The organism is Shewanella sp. HL-SH8 (assembly GCF_051165765.1).
Classification (GTDB): Bacteria; Pseudomonadota; Gammaproteobacteria; order Enterobacterales; family Shewanellaceae; genus Shewanella; species Shewanella glacialimarina.
The window spans coordinates 107532-122748 of record NZ_CP195039.1; the positions used below are offsets into that span (position 1 = coordinate 107532).

General features: G+C 42.0%; 15 protein-coding genes and 1 pseudogene. 6 read left to right on the forward strand and 10 right to left on the reverse strand.

Annotated elements, in window-relative coordinates:
• Positions 1-323 precede the first annotated feature (323 nt).
• Positions 324-470: pseudogene (gene greB, locus ACRWQN_RS00460) on the reverse strand (transcription elongation factor GreB); the annotation flags it as partial.
• A 358-nt stretch (positions 471-828) separates the two neighbouring features.
• Here greB and ACRWQN_RS00465 point away from each other — a divergent pair.
• From ACRWQN_RS00465 to ACRWQN_RS00485, 5 genes are all read left to right on the forward strand, one after another.
• Positions 829-1581: a putative porin gene (locus ACRWQN_RS00465; protein WP_434939414.1), complete on the forward strand. Its 753-nt coding sequence runs from the start codon at positions 829-831 to the stop codon at positions 1579-1581.
• A gap of 119 nt (positions 1582-1700) precedes the next feature.
• On the forward strand, positions 1701-2441 hold the full coding sequence (locus tag ACRWQN_RS00470) for a hypothetical protein (RefSeq protein ID WP_226412605.1): 741 nt from the start codon (positions 1701-1703) through the stop codon (positions 2439-2441).
• A 246-nt stretch (positions 2442-2687) separates the two neighbouring features.
• Positions 2688-3413 carry an osmolarity response regulator transcription factor OmpR gene (ompR, locus tag ACRWQN_RS00475; protein WP_226412603.1) on the forward strand — a complete coding sequence of 242 codons (726 nt, stop codon included), beginning with the start codon at positions 2688-2690 and terminating at the stop codon, positions 3411-3413.
• Between the two features lie 3 nt (positions 3414-3416).
• Complete coding sequence (gene envZ / locus ACRWQN_RS00480) at positions 3417-4751, forward strand: two-component system sensor histidine kinase EnvZ (RefSeq protein ID WP_434939417.1); 1335 nt, start codon at positions 3417-3419, stop codon at positions 4749-4751.
• A gap of 116 nt (positions 4752-4867) precedes the next feature.
• The gene (locus tag ACRWQN_RS00485) at positions 4868-5722 is read left to right on the forward strand and encodes a hypothetical protein (RefSeq protein WP_434939418.1); all 855 of its coding nucleotides are present in this window, start codon (positions 4868-4870) and stop codon (positions 5720-5722) included.
• Positions 5723-5800: 78 nt separating this feature from the next.
• Here ACRWQN_RS00485 and hmpA read toward each other — a convergent pair whose 3' ends face one another.
• The 8 genes from hmpA to ACRWQN_RS00525 all read right to left on the reverse strand — a co-directional run bounded on the left by hmpA (position 5801) and on the right by ACRWQN_RS00525 (position 12982).
• Entirely contained in the window at positions 5801-6994 is a 1194-nt protein-coding gene (gene hmpA / locus ACRWQN_RS00490; RefSeq protein ID WP_434939420.1) for an NO-inducible flavohemoprotein, read from the reverse strand.
• A 208-nt stretch (positions 6995-7202) separates the two neighbouring features.
• Entirely contained in the window at positions 7203-7676 is a 474-nt protein-coding gene (locus ACRWQN_RS00495) for a peroxiredoxin (RefSeq protein WP_226412597.1), read from the reverse strand.
• Positions 7677-7900: 224 nt separating this feature from the next.
• Positions 7901-9346, reverse strand: coding sequence for an ATP-binding protein (locus ACRWQN_RS00500; RefSeq protein WP_434939422.1), 1446 nt, complete (start codon positions 9344-9346; stop codon positions 7901-7903).
• Positions 9346-10005, reverse strand: a complete 660-nt coding sequence (locus ACRWQN_RS00505; RefSeq protein WP_434939423.1) for a response regulator transcription factor — start codon at positions 10003-10005, stop codon at positions 9346-9348. The genes ACRWQN_RS00500 and ACRWQN_RS00505 overlap by 1 nt, the downstream gene beginning before the upstream one ends.
• 24 nt (positions 10006-10029) lie before the next feature.
• Complete coding sequence (locus ACRWQN_RS00510) at positions 10030-10860, reverse strand: FAD:protein FMN transferase (RefSeq protein ID WP_434940576.1); 831 nt, start codon at positions 10858-10860, stop codon at positions 10030-10032.
• A 140-nt stretch (positions 10861-11000) separates the two neighbouring features.
• Positions 11001-12305, reverse strand: a complete 1305-nt coding sequence (locus ACRWQN_RS00515; protein ID WP_434939424.1) for a DUF3570 domain-containing protein — start codon at positions 12303-12305, stop codon at positions 11001-11003.
• Positions 12296-12535, reverse strand: coding sequence for a DUF4266 domain-containing protein (locus ACRWQN_RS00520; RefSeq protein WP_226412590.1), 240 nt, complete (start codon positions 12533-12535; stop codon positions 12296-12298). The genes ACRWQN_RS00515 and ACRWQN_RS00520 overlap by 10 nt, the downstream gene beginning before the upstream one ends.
• A gap of 3 nt (positions 12536-12538) precedes the next feature.
• A complete protein-coding gene (locus ACRWQN_RS00525) occupies positions 12539-12982 on the reverse strand; it encodes a TlpA family protein disulfide reductase (RefSeq protein ID WP_226415796.1) in 444 nt (147 codons plus the stop codon).
• Between the two features lie 328 nt (positions 12983-13310).
• Here ACRWQN_RS00525 and ppiC point away from each other — a divergent pair, with 328 nt between their 5' ends.
• Positions 13311-13589, forward strand: coding sequence for a peptidylprolyl isomerase PpiC (ppiC, locus tag ACRWQN_RS00530; RefSeq protein WP_434939425.1), 279 nt, complete (start codon positions 13311-13313; stop codon positions 13587-13589).
• A gap of 527 nt (positions 13590-14116) precedes the next feature.
• On the opposite strand, the gene ACRWQN_RS00535 is transcribed toward ppiC, so the two are convergent.
• The gene (locus ACRWQN_RS00535) at positions 14117-15085 is read right to left on the reverse strand and encodes a TDT family transporter (RefSeq protein ID WP_434939426.1); all 969 of its coding nucleotides are present in this window, start codon (positions 15083-15085) and stop codon (positions 14117-14119) included.
• Between the last annotated feature and the right edge of the window lie 132 nt (positions 15086-15217).

A 15217-nucleotide genomic window follows, 5' to 3' on the forward strand; every position in this document is an offset into this window, starting at 1 on the left:
TAAATGTAATCCTCAATATTCCTTCAGATAAGCTAGTCACTGGAGATGCTGTAAGAATTGTCAGAAACCGTCATAGTGAAGGCTAAATAGAGAGCTGATATTAGCTGATTAGGGATAAGCGTTGAGAAAATTGGAGTTGACTCTGTATTCATTTTTTCATTTGACTAGAAGAGAGTCAGGGCAACTTGATATTCAGTCACGCCTAATATAGTCATTTCACAAACAATACTGGGGAATAGTACGTTGCAGATAGTACAATACTAATTCATAACTACTAGGTATCAGTACTTTAACTTAATTTAGTACCCAGCTAGCGGTACTAACTGCCAATCCGCATTTTCACTTCTATCGCCCAAGCTAGCAGCCCAGGCTACTTTTTTGGTAATTTCTGGTCGCTCTTCACGCCACAAAAAATGCAGTTCTTGCTGGAGTTTTTCAAACCCTTCGCGGGTCACAATCGCCGTTCTCATAATAATTTTATAATCACAGTTAGAGGATAAAATTCAATAGCGCAATATATCACGATTAGCTCAATGTAGCGGAATAGCACATAAAACTAATTACAAAGTAGAATGCCAACAGTAAAACCCATTCTATTTAGTGGATTGACATTTATAAAAAGTCTAAGTTTTTTATTAATTTATAAGTTTCATTTTATTTTTAACCGCATTTGCTTTATGGTTTGCGCCGCTAGGAAAGCACACTTCACAAACATGATGTTTTGGAAGAAAAATATAGTGGATTAAACATCTTGTATGTTCAGTCTATCTCCCCCCCCGACCTTGCTTGAATTACCTAGCGAAAAATAATCAAATAAAGGAATGATTGATGAAAAATGTTACTGCTCTAGCGTTATTATTAGGTTTTCTAGGCTTACCTGCTGTAGCTGCACAAGATGCTGCGTTTCAACACGAAGCGGGCTTAAGCTATAACGCTAACTCTGAAGAATTTGGCGACGGTATTTGGAATGCAAAATATCGCTACTATGTTAGCCCTGTTGACCAAGCAAACGGCCCTTATGCACTTAACGGCTTTTTAGCGCAAAAATCTAACGTTGGCGCTAACTATTCTATGTTTGACGCTGCCGATGTGGACACTTTAGGTTTTGATGGTACTTATGTGTTTGATTCAAAATGGTTCGTTGGTGGTCAATTCCAACGTGTAGAATTTGGCAATAATAGTGGCAGTGTTTACAAACTGGATGGGGGTTATTTTTTCAATGATAGCTCAAAAGTAGCCGCTTTTTATATTGATGGCAGTGATGACTTTGAATCACAGTACGGTGCTGAAGTGCGTAGCTTTATTGATTTTGAAACAACAACCGGTATCGACCTAGGTGCATCTTGGACTCACACAGATGCTGATGACTTAATCAATTTCAATGCAGATTGGTATGTGACTAAAGCCTGGTCTGTGGGTTTAGGTTATGCGGATGTTGGCTCTGATGATGCTTTTATGGTTAAAACCGCATACTGGTTACGCATGTCAGATGCATTCTCTGCTACATTTGATTTATCAAAAGATCTTGATTCTGATGCTGATGGTTATAATGTAGGTTTGGGTGTTGTAGGCCGCTTCTAACTCAACTTAAATCATACTTTATGAATACCTAAAATTGAGTCACTTTATGAGGCTCTTTTTTTATGTGCCATTTTATCAACTATACTTAACCTTCTATTTGTACACATAAAGGGAATTATATGTACTCAATGCTAAAAGACTTATTTGATAAATATCGACCTAAACCGCTATTTACACTTGTCATTATGTTGCCTATATCAATGTGTTTTAATGTCGGTTTCGCCTACAGTAATAACCTACTGACGAGCGTGCTAACGAACATTGCTCTACCTAATAGCGCCCTACCAAGTAGTGTTCTACCCAATAATGACCTGCCTATAACAGGCGACTGGCTTTATCAATCAGCAAACCAAATGGCATTGCTGCACATTAATCCTGATACCAGTTATAGCCACGTTTTTATCAACCTCGACTCACCAAATAGCAGCTTCCACCATTGGGGACGTATCAAGCAACTGACTGATGCACTGCAGTTTATTCCCAGTGAGCTGGTATTTTACCGACAACAATCGTTACAAGCTCAGTTTGTAGCGGCACAGTCTTTAGTCACGCAGCCTGTAGAATTACCAGAAATAACCAAAACCGACTTGCTCACTCACAACCTTGTAACCCAACCGATCCAATACTCGCTGTCCGCAGCAAATACCCTACTCACTTTATCCTCTGAGTATGGTGATGTGGATATTCTCGGTCAGCAATACCAAGCACTTGAGCGCCATCACACTTTTGGATATTGGCCTAATAAATTGGCGGTTGATATCAGCTATTGTGTGATTTTTGCTAACGGCTATTACGCCCAGGTTTATAGCAGTTCAGATCAAGCTATTAACGCTGAGTTTGTGTGGGGAAAATTATTTTAAACATAAGCATTTAATACAATTTGCATACCTAGCTTACAAAGCCTTGTTAATTATCTACAAAATGGGATTTGTTACAATTTTCACACTTTAATTGATATTAATTAAAAACCAATAAAATCAATAGCATTTAATAACAAATAGTTATAAAAATGCGACTTCAAGCTAAAGTTACTTTCAAGACACTATTAGCCAAGCGGTAAACTGGTTATATTAACTAAAAATGCTGAAGGTAAAAGGGACATTTTCATGGGCCAAGAAACATCTAAAATTCTCGTTGTTGATGACGATATGCGACTGCGTTCGTTGTTAGAGCGTTATTTAATGGAGCAAGGCTACCAGGTACGCAGCGCTGCCAATGCAGATCAAATGAATAGACTACTTGAGCGTGAAAACTTTCACTTACTCGTATTAGATTTAATGTTACCAGGTGAAGATGGTTTATCTATTTGTCGCCGTTTACGTCAGCAAGAAAACCCGATCCCGATTGTGATGCTTACTGCAAAAGGCGATGAAGTCGATCGCATTATTGGCCTAGAACTAGGCGCCGATGATTACTTACCTAAACCATTTAATCCCCGTGAATTGCTTGCCCGCATTAAAGCGGTAATGCGCCGACAAATTACTGATGTACCCGGCGCCCCTGCACAGCAAGAAGAAATGATTGAGTTTGGTGAGTTTTCACTGAATTTAGCCACCCGCGAAATGTTCCATGGTGATGAAAGTATTGCACTCACTAGCGGCGAATTTGCGGTATTAAAAGTATTGGTTTCCCACCCTCGCGAGCCACTATCGCGCGACAAACTCATGAATTTAGCAAGGGGCCGTGATTATTCTGCCCTAGAGCGTTCGATTGATGTGCAAGTATCGCGTTTACGCCGATTAATAGAGAAAGATGCAGCCAACCCACGTTATATTCAAACGGTATGGGGTTTAGGCTATGTGTTCGTGCCTGACGGTTCGGCGCGTAAGTAAACCGTGCCGGAACCTGCCAAATTAGTCTTAAAGTGGTGGCAACGCCTCTTACCTCGTAACGCCTTTAGTCAAACCGTGGTATTGATTGGTAGCTTGCTGCTGATCAATCAACTGGTGTCTTACTGGTCAGTTGCTGTGTACTTTATTAAACCCAGTTATGAGCAAATTAACCAGCTTATTGCTAGGCAAATCAATATTCTATTTGTTGATGGTGTTGACGTTGGTCGTGAGCACCTGTCTATGGTTGACGCACTTAACGCTAAAGTTCGTCACGATGGCATGACAGTTTACAATCTCAAGCAAGCCCGTGAAGCAGGTTTAGACAATGCCGCTTACTATGGTTTTTTATCTGAGCAAATGTCAGGCTATTTAGGCGGTGAAGCAGAAGTGCGCTTTTCTCAAGGCGAGACGTTAAATGTTTGGATCCGCCCACCGCAAGCGCCTAAATTGTGGATAAAAGTGCCGCTGACTAGCATTAACGAATCTGACTTATCGCCACTGACATTATATTTGCTGGTTATCGGAGCACTCAGTGTCGCTGGCGGTTGGCTGTTTGCTCGCAAACAAAACAAACCCTTAAAACGATTACAAAAGGCCGCTTTTGCGGTATCAAAAGGCCAATTCCCCGACCCTTTACCCTTAAGTGGCTCAACGGAAATCGTTGAAGTGACCCATGCGTTTAATCAAATGGCGCACAGCATGAAACAACTAGAACAAGACCGCGCGTTACTGATGGCCGGAATATCTCACGATTTACGCACTCCTTTAACCAGGATTCGCCTTGCATCAGAAATGATGGTAGAAGATGACCAATATTTAAAAGACGGTATTGTCGGTGATATAGAAGACATGGACGCCATCATCACCCAATTTATTGCTTATATCCGCAATGATGAAGATGTTGCCCGTGAATTGTTTCAAGTTAATCAGTTAATTCAAGAGATAAGTCAGCAAGAAAGTCATCGTTCCGGTGTACTAGAAACAAACTTAAGCGAATGTCCAGAAATTCTTATTCACCCCGTAGCGATTAAGCGGGTACTGAGTAACCTGGTAGAAAATGCCTTTAGATACGGTAATGGCTGGGTAAAAATATCATCCTTCCAACAAGGTCGGTTTGTCGGTTTTTCAGTGGAAGATGACGGCCCTGGTATTGATGAAGCTACAGCAGAAACACTTTTTCAGCCTTTCACCCAAGGTGACAGTGCGCGTGGTAGCGTAGGTTCAGGCTTAGGCCTAGCAATCATTAAGCGTATTATCGACCGACATAATGGCAAAGTGAGTTTGGCAAATCGAGCTGATGGTGGGTTAATTGCCCGGGTTTTATTACCCAAAACATGATCAAAAGCTAACACTTAAGTACTACTTAATCCCTCTTTTTTTATAATGATATGTGCCCTCAAGATGTTAATATTAGGCAGCACATTAAGTTTACATTGAAAAAGGTTATCCAGATTATGAAATTGATGGTGTCAGTACTCAGTAGTTTACTATTGGCCAATATCTGTACCTCTGTTATGGCTGAAGAAAAGGCCTTGCCATTAGCCGCGTCGGTTATTGTCGGTCTTGAATCATATCCAGACTCAGAATATAGCTCAATGTCGCGCGGTGGTGGGTTTTCAATCATTTGGGATGATCGCCGTTACAATAATGGCCTTAAGCTAGATGAAAACTATATTCGCGCACGGGCAACTTATTACTACGAAAGAGACTCTGAAAAGTACGATGACGACCGCTATCGTAACTCTATGGATGCTAAGCTCCATTATTATCGTCCTTTTACCAGTTTTGGTGATCAGCAGCAATATATCGTCAGTGCCCACGCTCGTGTTGAAGGCCATTACAATAGCCAGCAACTAGAAGAGTTTGAAATATTAGCCATTGCTGGTTTAGGCTTAAATCGTCGTTTTACTGACGTTAACCATTACGATCTTGGCTTTGTACTTGGCGCAGGTTACAGCGAAGAAGAAAAAGATGATGATTGGCCGCGCCAAGAACTTGGCCACGGTGTTGATGTACTTGGCCACTCTGGTCTAGGTTACTTTGTTGAATGGAATAACGCCTATACCTTTAACAACAGTGGCGTACAGCTTACGGCATCTTACAGCCATTTTTCTGGTGAGTGGGCTTATGACGATAATCAATTTTATAAAGTGGATCATTTAAAATTTGGCGTCATAGTGCCGTTAGGCAACCAGAATAATTTACTGCATTTCGCAACCGAATATGTCAAGCGTGATTATGAGTTAGATTTAATAGGTTTTGATGATGTGTTGTATCGTGTCGGTGCTGAATATATTCACTATTTCTAGCTTTTAATAGTACAGTTTATACAAAAAATGGACGCTTTTAGCGTCCATTTTACTTACATAAGATTCACATAAAGTCGATTACAGGTCTGAATGTGGGCCGAACACTTCATAGTGTAACTGCCCCTCTGGCACATTCAGCGCCAATAATTGCTGTTTGACCACTTTCATAAATCCAATAGGACCACAGAAATAATATTGTGCGTTAGGTAATATGCGCTGGGCAATTTTTGCTAATTCAATAGTACCTTCAAAATCATAGTCTTCAGCAGGTAAATCTGTGGCTATTGGCTTGCGATACCACACATAACGATCTAAATGAATATTCTGTGCCACCTGATCCGAGGTACACACTTTAAAGGCATGTTGATCTCCGTCTTCACAGGCATGTACCCAAGTGATATTGCTACTGTGTAACTTTAATAGCAGTTGGTTCAACATACTCTTCATTGGCGTTAATCCCACTCCAGCAGATAACAACACCACAGGCGTATCGTTGGTGGCGGTAAGCACAAAATCCCCCGCTGGCGCGACAACGTCAATTACATCGCCCTCTTGATAATAGTCATGCAACAAATTAGACACTTTACCTGCAGACTCTCGCTTAACACTGATGCGATATGAGTCACCATTCGGTGCATCCGAAAGCGAATATTGACGAATTTCTTGATGCTCTAGTTGACTGTTATTAATTGATAAGCTGAGATATTGTCCAGGGATAAACTCAACAACCGGCAAACCATCTTCAGGTACAAGTAAGAATGAGGTGATAACTGAAGATTCAGCTTGCTTTGCTTTAATAACGAAACGACGAGTGCCTTGCCAGCCGCCTTTTTTGGCAGCTGTTTGCTGATATAACTGCGCCTCACGATTAATAAAGATATCAGCAAGAAAACCGTAAGCCTTACCCCACGCCGTTAACACTTCTTCAGTCACCGCATCGCCACCTAACTCTTTTAAGGTTGCTAATAAGTGACCACCGACGATTGCATATTGCTCTGGCTTAATTAAAAACCCCGTGTGCTTATGGGCAATACGTTCGACCGCTGAGCCTAAAGCCTCCAGGTTATCAATATTTTTAGCATAAGCGGCTACGGCATTGAACAAGGCTACTGGCTGCCCTCCTGTGTGTTGATGCGCTAAGTTAAACACATCTTTTAATTCAGGATTATGGGAAAACATACGTTGGTAAAAGTGTTGAGTTAAGGCTGGGCCTGCTGACTCTAATAACGGAATAGTGCTTTTAACAATCTCTTTTGTATGTTGATCTAACATAAATTACCCTTAACATGTATTTAATATAAACGTTTTGCAGCATGTTAAACATCTATTTGATTTAGATCAATTCTTTTTGCATTAACATTGTTTCAGGTACACCCAATACACATGCTATACAGGCCGTTAAAATAAAAAAGCACGCCATCAATGTCATGATGGCGTGCTTTTTTAGTTCATCATCACGTTAAAGTGATGAAAGGGAAACTTATAGGGCAGCTAGTACCGCTTCTGCAGTACTGACTTCAAATGACTTAGCCGCTTCAACGTTTAATACGCTAACCACGCCTTTATCAATTACCATGGCATAACGTTGTGAACGAACACCACCAAAACCTGCGGTATCCATTTCTAAACCTAACGCTTTAGTAAAGCTAGCATCACCGTCCGCAAGCATCATTAATTCTGATGCATTTTGCGCTTCGCCCCAAGCTTTCATCACGAATGCATCGTTAACTGATACACACGCAATTAAATCAACACCTTTGGCTTTAAGCTGATCCGCTAATACCACAAAACCCGGTAAATGTGCTTCTGAACACGTTGGCGTAAATGCACCTGGTACGGCAAATAAAACCACTTTTTTATCGGCGAATAGTTCAGTAACGTTATGGTTTACCATGCCGTCTTTAGTTAATTGACCTAATGTACCCGCTGGTAAAGTTTGTCCTTGAGTGATCATGTTTGTTCCTTAACGATAAGTGAAGTTGCAGCGGCATCATAGAAAGCCACTGTATAAAATAAGGTTCGATGATTGTGACTGAACATTATGACAGTTTATTGCAATAGCTCATTGCAAACGCGTATTTTGATCAGCCATGCAGTCTAACAAATAACCTCATTGTACGTCTGTAGAGATAAATTAGTCCAAACTAATTTATTCGGCTACTACGTTATCCACGCTGTTTATTGTGTTGCGTTTGGCCATGACATACTGACGACTAAGCCTTTAGGTTGGTTGGCTGCCAAATGAAGTTCACCGCCATGTAGACTAATAATGTGCTGGCAAATCGATAATCCCAAACCAGCACCTTGGGAGTCATTTTCATCCACCCGATAAAATCGCTCTTTTGCTCGTGCGATTTGCGTCTCACTCATTCCCTTACCTGAATCAGCAAACTTTAAGATAATCTTGTTATCTTGCTCAATGGCTTGAATACTGATAATCGACTCTTTAGGACTATACTTACAGGCATTTTCTATCAAATTTTTACACACTAACTCCATATAAAACTCATCAACCGTGGCAATAATAGAAGGAGAAATATCAATCTGCCATTCGTAGTCGGCGATAATAGTAATAAGCTGGTTTATCGATGCCTCAATGATGTCACTCACTCTACACTGTTGTAAATTAAGCGCCTCAATAGCATCGACTCTGGACAACAACAATAACTGTTCAACCATATGGCTCATACGATCAACACCTTGCTCAATCGCACTTAAGTGAAGTTGCGCCTGTTGTGGTTCAGTGACTAATTGTTCAACAGTGTCACCATATAAATCCCTTAAACCATTGTGGTGCAGCTTCACAATAGCTAATGGGGTTTTGAGCTCGTGGGCGGCATCAGCACTAAAACGCCTTTCCCGCTGCATTGCCTGTGATATACGGTGGATATAATCGTTTAAAGCCCGCTGCACCGGAATTAATTCAGTAGGCAGAGCAATATTGATGGGCGATAAATCCTGTGGCGCGCGCGTCAGTAAATTAGCTTCGAGGGTTTTGACTGGTTTAAATAAGTAATAAGTAATCAATAGAAACACCAACAACACGACTGGCATCACAAGGAACGGCACGGTCCAGGTATTCGACATCATCTTAGCTAACAACTCTTCGCGAACATCCTCACTTTGTGCAGTAACAATCCATATCCTATGTGTTTTGGAAAAATAGCTAAACACGTGCCACAAGGCATTATCAATGTTGCGTAACTCATACCCCTGAGCCAAACGACTTAGTGATTTCTCACCGGAGCTATCTGAATAAACTAATAATTCCCCTGACTCGCTCAACAGTTGAAAAGACATTTTGTTTTCATACATCAAGTTGGCTGTGGTCGACTGCTCTGCAAAGGTTTCAATATCGGTTTGTTGCACATGCAGTTTTATAGGCTGTTGAATAAGTTGTTTAATTTTTACGCCGGTAAACTCACTCACATAAAACAATTCCAGCACTTTGGCTGTTTGCAGCATTTGCGCATCAAATAACTCTTCTATTTGTCTACTAGCATCATCTCGGCTGAGTAAATTAGTGATAGCCACGGTAATGATAATGGCCGTTACCATAGCAACGCCCATTAGCATGCGCAGCGAGTACAGCGAGCTTAAACCCCGATTCGATTTTACCGACATTAAACAACCTCAACTAAGGTATAACCAATACCGCGCACTGTTTTGATGAGTTCGTTAGCCATTTTCTTACGTAAATGATGAATATGCACTTCAATAGAGTTACTGCCAACCTCATCCCAGCCATAGGTTAATTGTTCAAGTTGAGAGCGCGTTAACACTCGCCCTGCGGACTGAGCAAACTCAAGTAATAATTGATATTCTCGTCGCGAAAGATGAACGAGTTCACCACGAAAATGCACTTCACATTTAGAAAAGTCGATACTTAATGCACCATACTCAAATTGATTATGGTCTAGGCCATGCTGTCGCCTCACAATAGCGCGCAACCTTGCCGCTAACTCTCTCACGTCAAAAGGTTTACTTAGGTAATCATCGGCCCCCATATCTAAACAGGCCAGGCGCATATCAAAATCAGTATTAGCGGTCAGCACAATAGTCGGAATAGACACCCCGTTTTTGCGCCAACGCTTAAGTAAATCAGCGCCATCACCGTCTGGTAAGCCTAAATCAAGAATAATCACGCTAAAGTCTTCATAACCTAACGCATTCAACGCCTGTTGGTAGGTCGAAAGGTGATCAACTTGCATGCCCAATTTAGTTAAACTGAGGCACACGCCCTGCGCCAATAATGCATTGTCTTCAACCAGTAATATCCGCATGTTAATTTCGCCTTACGTTATAAACTATCTGAATACTTTAAAGTTTACTGATTGTTGTTGAAGAAAAATCTCAGCATCTTTACCCTGCAACATGGCCATTGTCGCTAACATGCCCGCTGTAACGCAATTAGGCCCCAACACAGTGACTGACCGAGGCGCATCAAGCACGGGGTAACCTGTGCCTGGATTAATAATATGCCCATAACGACGCCCATTCACCTCAATGAATCGCCGCGTATCGCCGCTGGTTGCTAAAGCACCCTGATGAACACTTAATAAGGCGGCTGCATTATCTAATGCATCGGGGTTTTCAATCCCAATTTGCCATGGGTCGCCTACTTTGGGCACTAAGCAGCTAATATCGCCGCCAAAGTTAACTAATACAGAAATACTAGGCCATTTTTCTGCTAATAAATAAGCCACTTTATCGACGGCGTATTCTTTACCTATGCCGCCAAAATCAAGATTCATTTGCGCTGGCATAGTGATTTGTTGTTCATCAAACTTCACCGCAGAAAAGTTTACCTGTTCTTTTGCCAGCATAATATCGGCATCGGCGGGCACTTTAGCGCCGGCATCAAAACGCCACAAACGCATTAATGGGCCCGCGCTAATATCAAAATCACCATCACTTAATTGGTAGCATTGCTGGGCAAACGTTAGCAATTGTAGGGTTTCTGTATCGATAGGGATAGCAGCACCTTGGGCATTATTTATCTGCCATAGGGGGTTATGACTTAAAAAGCGGCTATATTTTTGCTCTATGCGAATGGCTTCCTTGTGGGCAATATCCAACATAGCTTGGGCTATATCGGCGTTATCTGTTGCCATTAATAGCTCACAAGGGCTTGCCATAGCGCGAAAACACCCTAAAAAGCCCCAACTGCGACTCTGTAAAGTCGCTGAAGGGGTTTGATTGGCATCATAAGTCTGATTAGCACTCAAATTGGCACCGCTCATTAGCGCATTGTCCACAAACACATTATGTGTTCATCTTAAAACGAATAACTCACTTGTGCCACAATCGCTTTCACCGCAGGGAATTGTTCAAATTGATTCAACTGCCCAATTAACTCAGTGCCATTATTTTCTGGGTTTTGCTGGTAGTACTCTAAACGGTAGCTTAATTCATGTCCGCCAGATAACCGTTGACCAAACTTTAATCCCACCGTATACGCGGTCATATTACCAATACGATAATCTGCGCTGGCAAATTCAGGTAACGGCTCATCCGCCAACAAAAATGGCTGATAAAAGTTTGCTGCTTGTTGTTGGTAGTAACGTAGGTGTATCTGAGCATAAATACTCGGGCTCAAATAATAACGATAATGGGTTTCCAAGGTATGTGATGAAATATCCCAATCATCGGTACTGTAGCGATAAGAAAAATCAACTACACCAGAATCTAACGCGCCTTTGGTCATTAAAAACACACTGTGTTTTAAGCGATCTTCAGGGCGATTCTCATATAGGTACGCCTGTGCGGTACCGCTGTTATCCACTTGAGATAACACCTTATATGGGTCGCTCATGTAACCCGACACATTCGAAATACCATAGTTAGCTTGCATTAACCAAAAGCGATTAATATTTTGGGTTACCCCAAGCATTAGGTCAATCGTTTGCTTGTCATCGGTACCCGATTGACGCGTGTCATCAAATGCCGCTTGAAACGCGGCTTCGGTATCATATTTAGATCTCAGTGCCATTTCAGATAACGCCACAGGTCTGCCACCTACGGCATCAATGGTATCTTGGGTAAACGCCCCTGATAACGCCACTATTGTGTTGTTTTTATTAAAGCTACGCTCAAGACCCGCATTTAAACCTAACGATAAATAGTCAAATTCGGTTGAGCCATTCAAGCCCACGTTTAAGGTCCAATCTGGATTAAGTACTTCCATCCAGTTCGCGCTTAATTGCACGCGCGTATCGTGGAAAGTGTCATCAAGCGGCGTTTCACCAGGGGTAACGGTATATTCACCATTACCAGAAGGGCGAGTAAAGGTTTGGCTACTGTCCTGCGCCACCGCACCTGACGCCGATGCACCCGTTAAACTATCCACTACCAGCTTCATGTCTAATAATGAGCTATCGCCAAACGATTTCTGCACATTGCCGATCACTTCAGCGGCTTGCACTCTATCTTGCTCGCCGTAATACATAATGGCGGCATCTACTTTCCAATCGTCTGATTTTACGGTGTCATTAAGGTCTGTCGCTTGAGCACTAGGGTTAATTAAGCTGCAACTCGCCATGGCTATGGCGCCTGCTATATTGCGTTTTTGAGTTAATTGCATCCGCAACCTCCGCCCGCTAATGAGCGGCCACCACTGGTGCCTTCTTTACTAAAATAAATATGATCATCTAAGGCCATATCAAGCTTTTCACTGTCTAGAGCCATATCAGCTCTTGCAAGTTGATCTTTTTCCCAGGGCTCAACACCTAAGGTTGAGCAAGCCGATAAACCGGTTAAAATAACAATAGCGAGTCCAGCTTTAATATTGAATCGAATCAAATTGTTTTTCATAAACTACTCCACCAACAACTGTTGAATTTCTTGCTCATACAGGGCTTTTTTATCATCATAAAAACCCACATGCTTTTGCACTAATTCGCCCTGGCGATTGAACAAAAAGCTGCTCGGCATGCCTTGTAAATCAAATGATCTCGCCACATCGCCTTCGGGGTTGTAACGCACAGGAAAACTCGCGGGTAACTTTGTTAAAAACTGCGCAGCAAGCTCAGGTTCAACATCTAAATTAATCGCCACCACAGCTAAACCTTTGGCGGCATATTTGGCGTGCATCTCGTTCATCCAAGGGAAAGATTTGCGGCAAGGTCCACACCAGGACGACCAAAAGTCGACATACACCACTTTGCCCGCAAACTCTGACAGGTTAACGGTTTCACCCTTAACATTTTGCACAGCATAATTTAATGCGGGCGCAGCAATGCTTGAATGTGCAAACGTCATCACCCACAAAGCGCTACAGCATAAGCACAATGCATTGATGGTTTTTCGAAAAGACAGTAACGAAATTTGATTATGGATGGCTGGCATGATTAATCCTTATAAACCCTATATTGGCAATCTATCGGGCCAATCTTAAGGCTTTCTTAAGGAAAAATGATAAGTGTTTATTTTGTAAAATCAGTCAGTAGCATAAAGTGATATGCCAGCATCATTATGCTTAATTCGGGCGATTTAAGCAGATAAATATCATTCAGTTTGCAAGGTTAGCAACAGGCATAAGCAATGATATAATGCCGTCATTAGCGACATTTTATAAAAGGTTCACATCATGGCACGCACTGCTAGCGCATTACACATTTTGGTCAAACACAAAGAGTTGGCCGATGACATTATGACTAAACTTAAAAAAGGCGCTAAATTTGATGTGCTTGCAAAGCAACACTCTAGCTGTCCATCGGGTAAAAAAGGCGGCAGTTTAGGTGAGTTTAAACAAGGCCAAATGGTACCGCCTTTTGATAAAGTTTGTTTTAGTGGCGAGCTCATCACGCCGCATTTAGTCAAAACAAAGTTTGGTTGGCATGTGGTAAAAGTGCTTTACCGGACCTAAGAGTGAACATAAGAGTTCGCGTATGAGTAAGCGACCATGATTTACTGATTGTTGCGCTAAAACAGATCAGGGCTAACTAAGTGTTGCGTTAAAGTTTGTTGGCCATTTTAAACAAATCAACCTAGTAGTGCTTCACCCACAGCAGATTTAGACCGCAGGTTCCTTTTCGTATTTACAAACTCCGTTTGGATTAACAAATGTCACGGTAACAGGGATGTATAGGATATACGAATGACGCGATCACATGGATGTGAAATAGCCACCTTATGTGACACGCTGCCAGTACGTCCCTGTAAGCTCAACGATCGCATCACTGCCATCGACGGTCACAGCCGCACTTACACCTAATATTCTATTTCTTCGATTTGACTTCATTGGGAATTTAGTGGGGTCAGGGTAAACATTCCTATTCACTAGACGCATTATTTTAGTAGGGCTGGTAAACCTTTTCAAAAAAACCTCCTAAGCCACTTTCATATAAAAATGTTTTAAGCCCAATGGTGCCTCGAAAACCTATCCCCAAAACGCTAACTAACCATCGTTTTCACCCTAAACGGCTGATAAAAATACAGATATCGTATTGCCACATAGGCCACTACCACGGTTGCGATGACTAGTTCTAACTGCGCTAATCGGCGTACTTGATCAATATAATCCACTGCTATATTGGTCGTTTCCATCCAGGTGACCATTTTGAATAATGCGGTAGACCCTATCACCATAGGGAAAGTAAACGCTGCGTAGCCGGGGCTAAAGGGCAGGGTAAGTAATTTAATAAAGGCCAGGTAGATAACGCTGGTCATCAACACTGCTATGCCAAATAGTAAGGCGATAATGATAGGTGATGGCGTAGCCGATACGGTTAAATATCCTGCTAATGACAAACTGGCGGGGGCGGCTAACACGGCCAAAGTTGGTTTGGCCGCATCGGGCACTTCATGGCTAAACAGCAAACGATAGATCATCAGCGGTAACATCACAGCATAGGTCGCCATACCAAAGATTAAAGCGATATGGGCGATTAAAGCCAGTTGTGGGGTGCCCGAAAATGATACGCCGGCAACGATAATCCCTACGGGCGGGATAAACCAACTGGGCACCATGTGGTGTAGTTGAAATGCTTTTGCTCTGTGATATAAAAAGCTTATTAAAAATACCAAATGTAAGCCTACCGCAAACAACCATAACGCATCGCCTGCCAGTAAATAAAACTGCCCTACCGAGTTAGACACCACCATAGTCGCCATGGCGAATGTGGGAACCACACTGCCAATCACGGGATGAGCTAAATCCTCTTTCAATGTATGTGATAACAGTAAAAATTTTATGGCTAACACCATGAGTAACACGCTCGCAATGGCGGCACCGATGAGTTGACCATAACCATTTAAATTGGCGAAGTTTTCCCAACACCAGCCTAAACTGGCAATACCCAAAGCTAAACCGGCCATGGGCGTTGGCGCGGTGATTAATTTACCTTTAGCCATGTTGATCATACTGAACTCTCACTATTTCGATGAACGCGTTGATTTGTTTCTTAATGCGATGTTACGCTTGCTAATTGTTTATATATATCCAATTATTAATGACGTGCGTTAAGAAATACTGAACGATATACTAGAGTATAA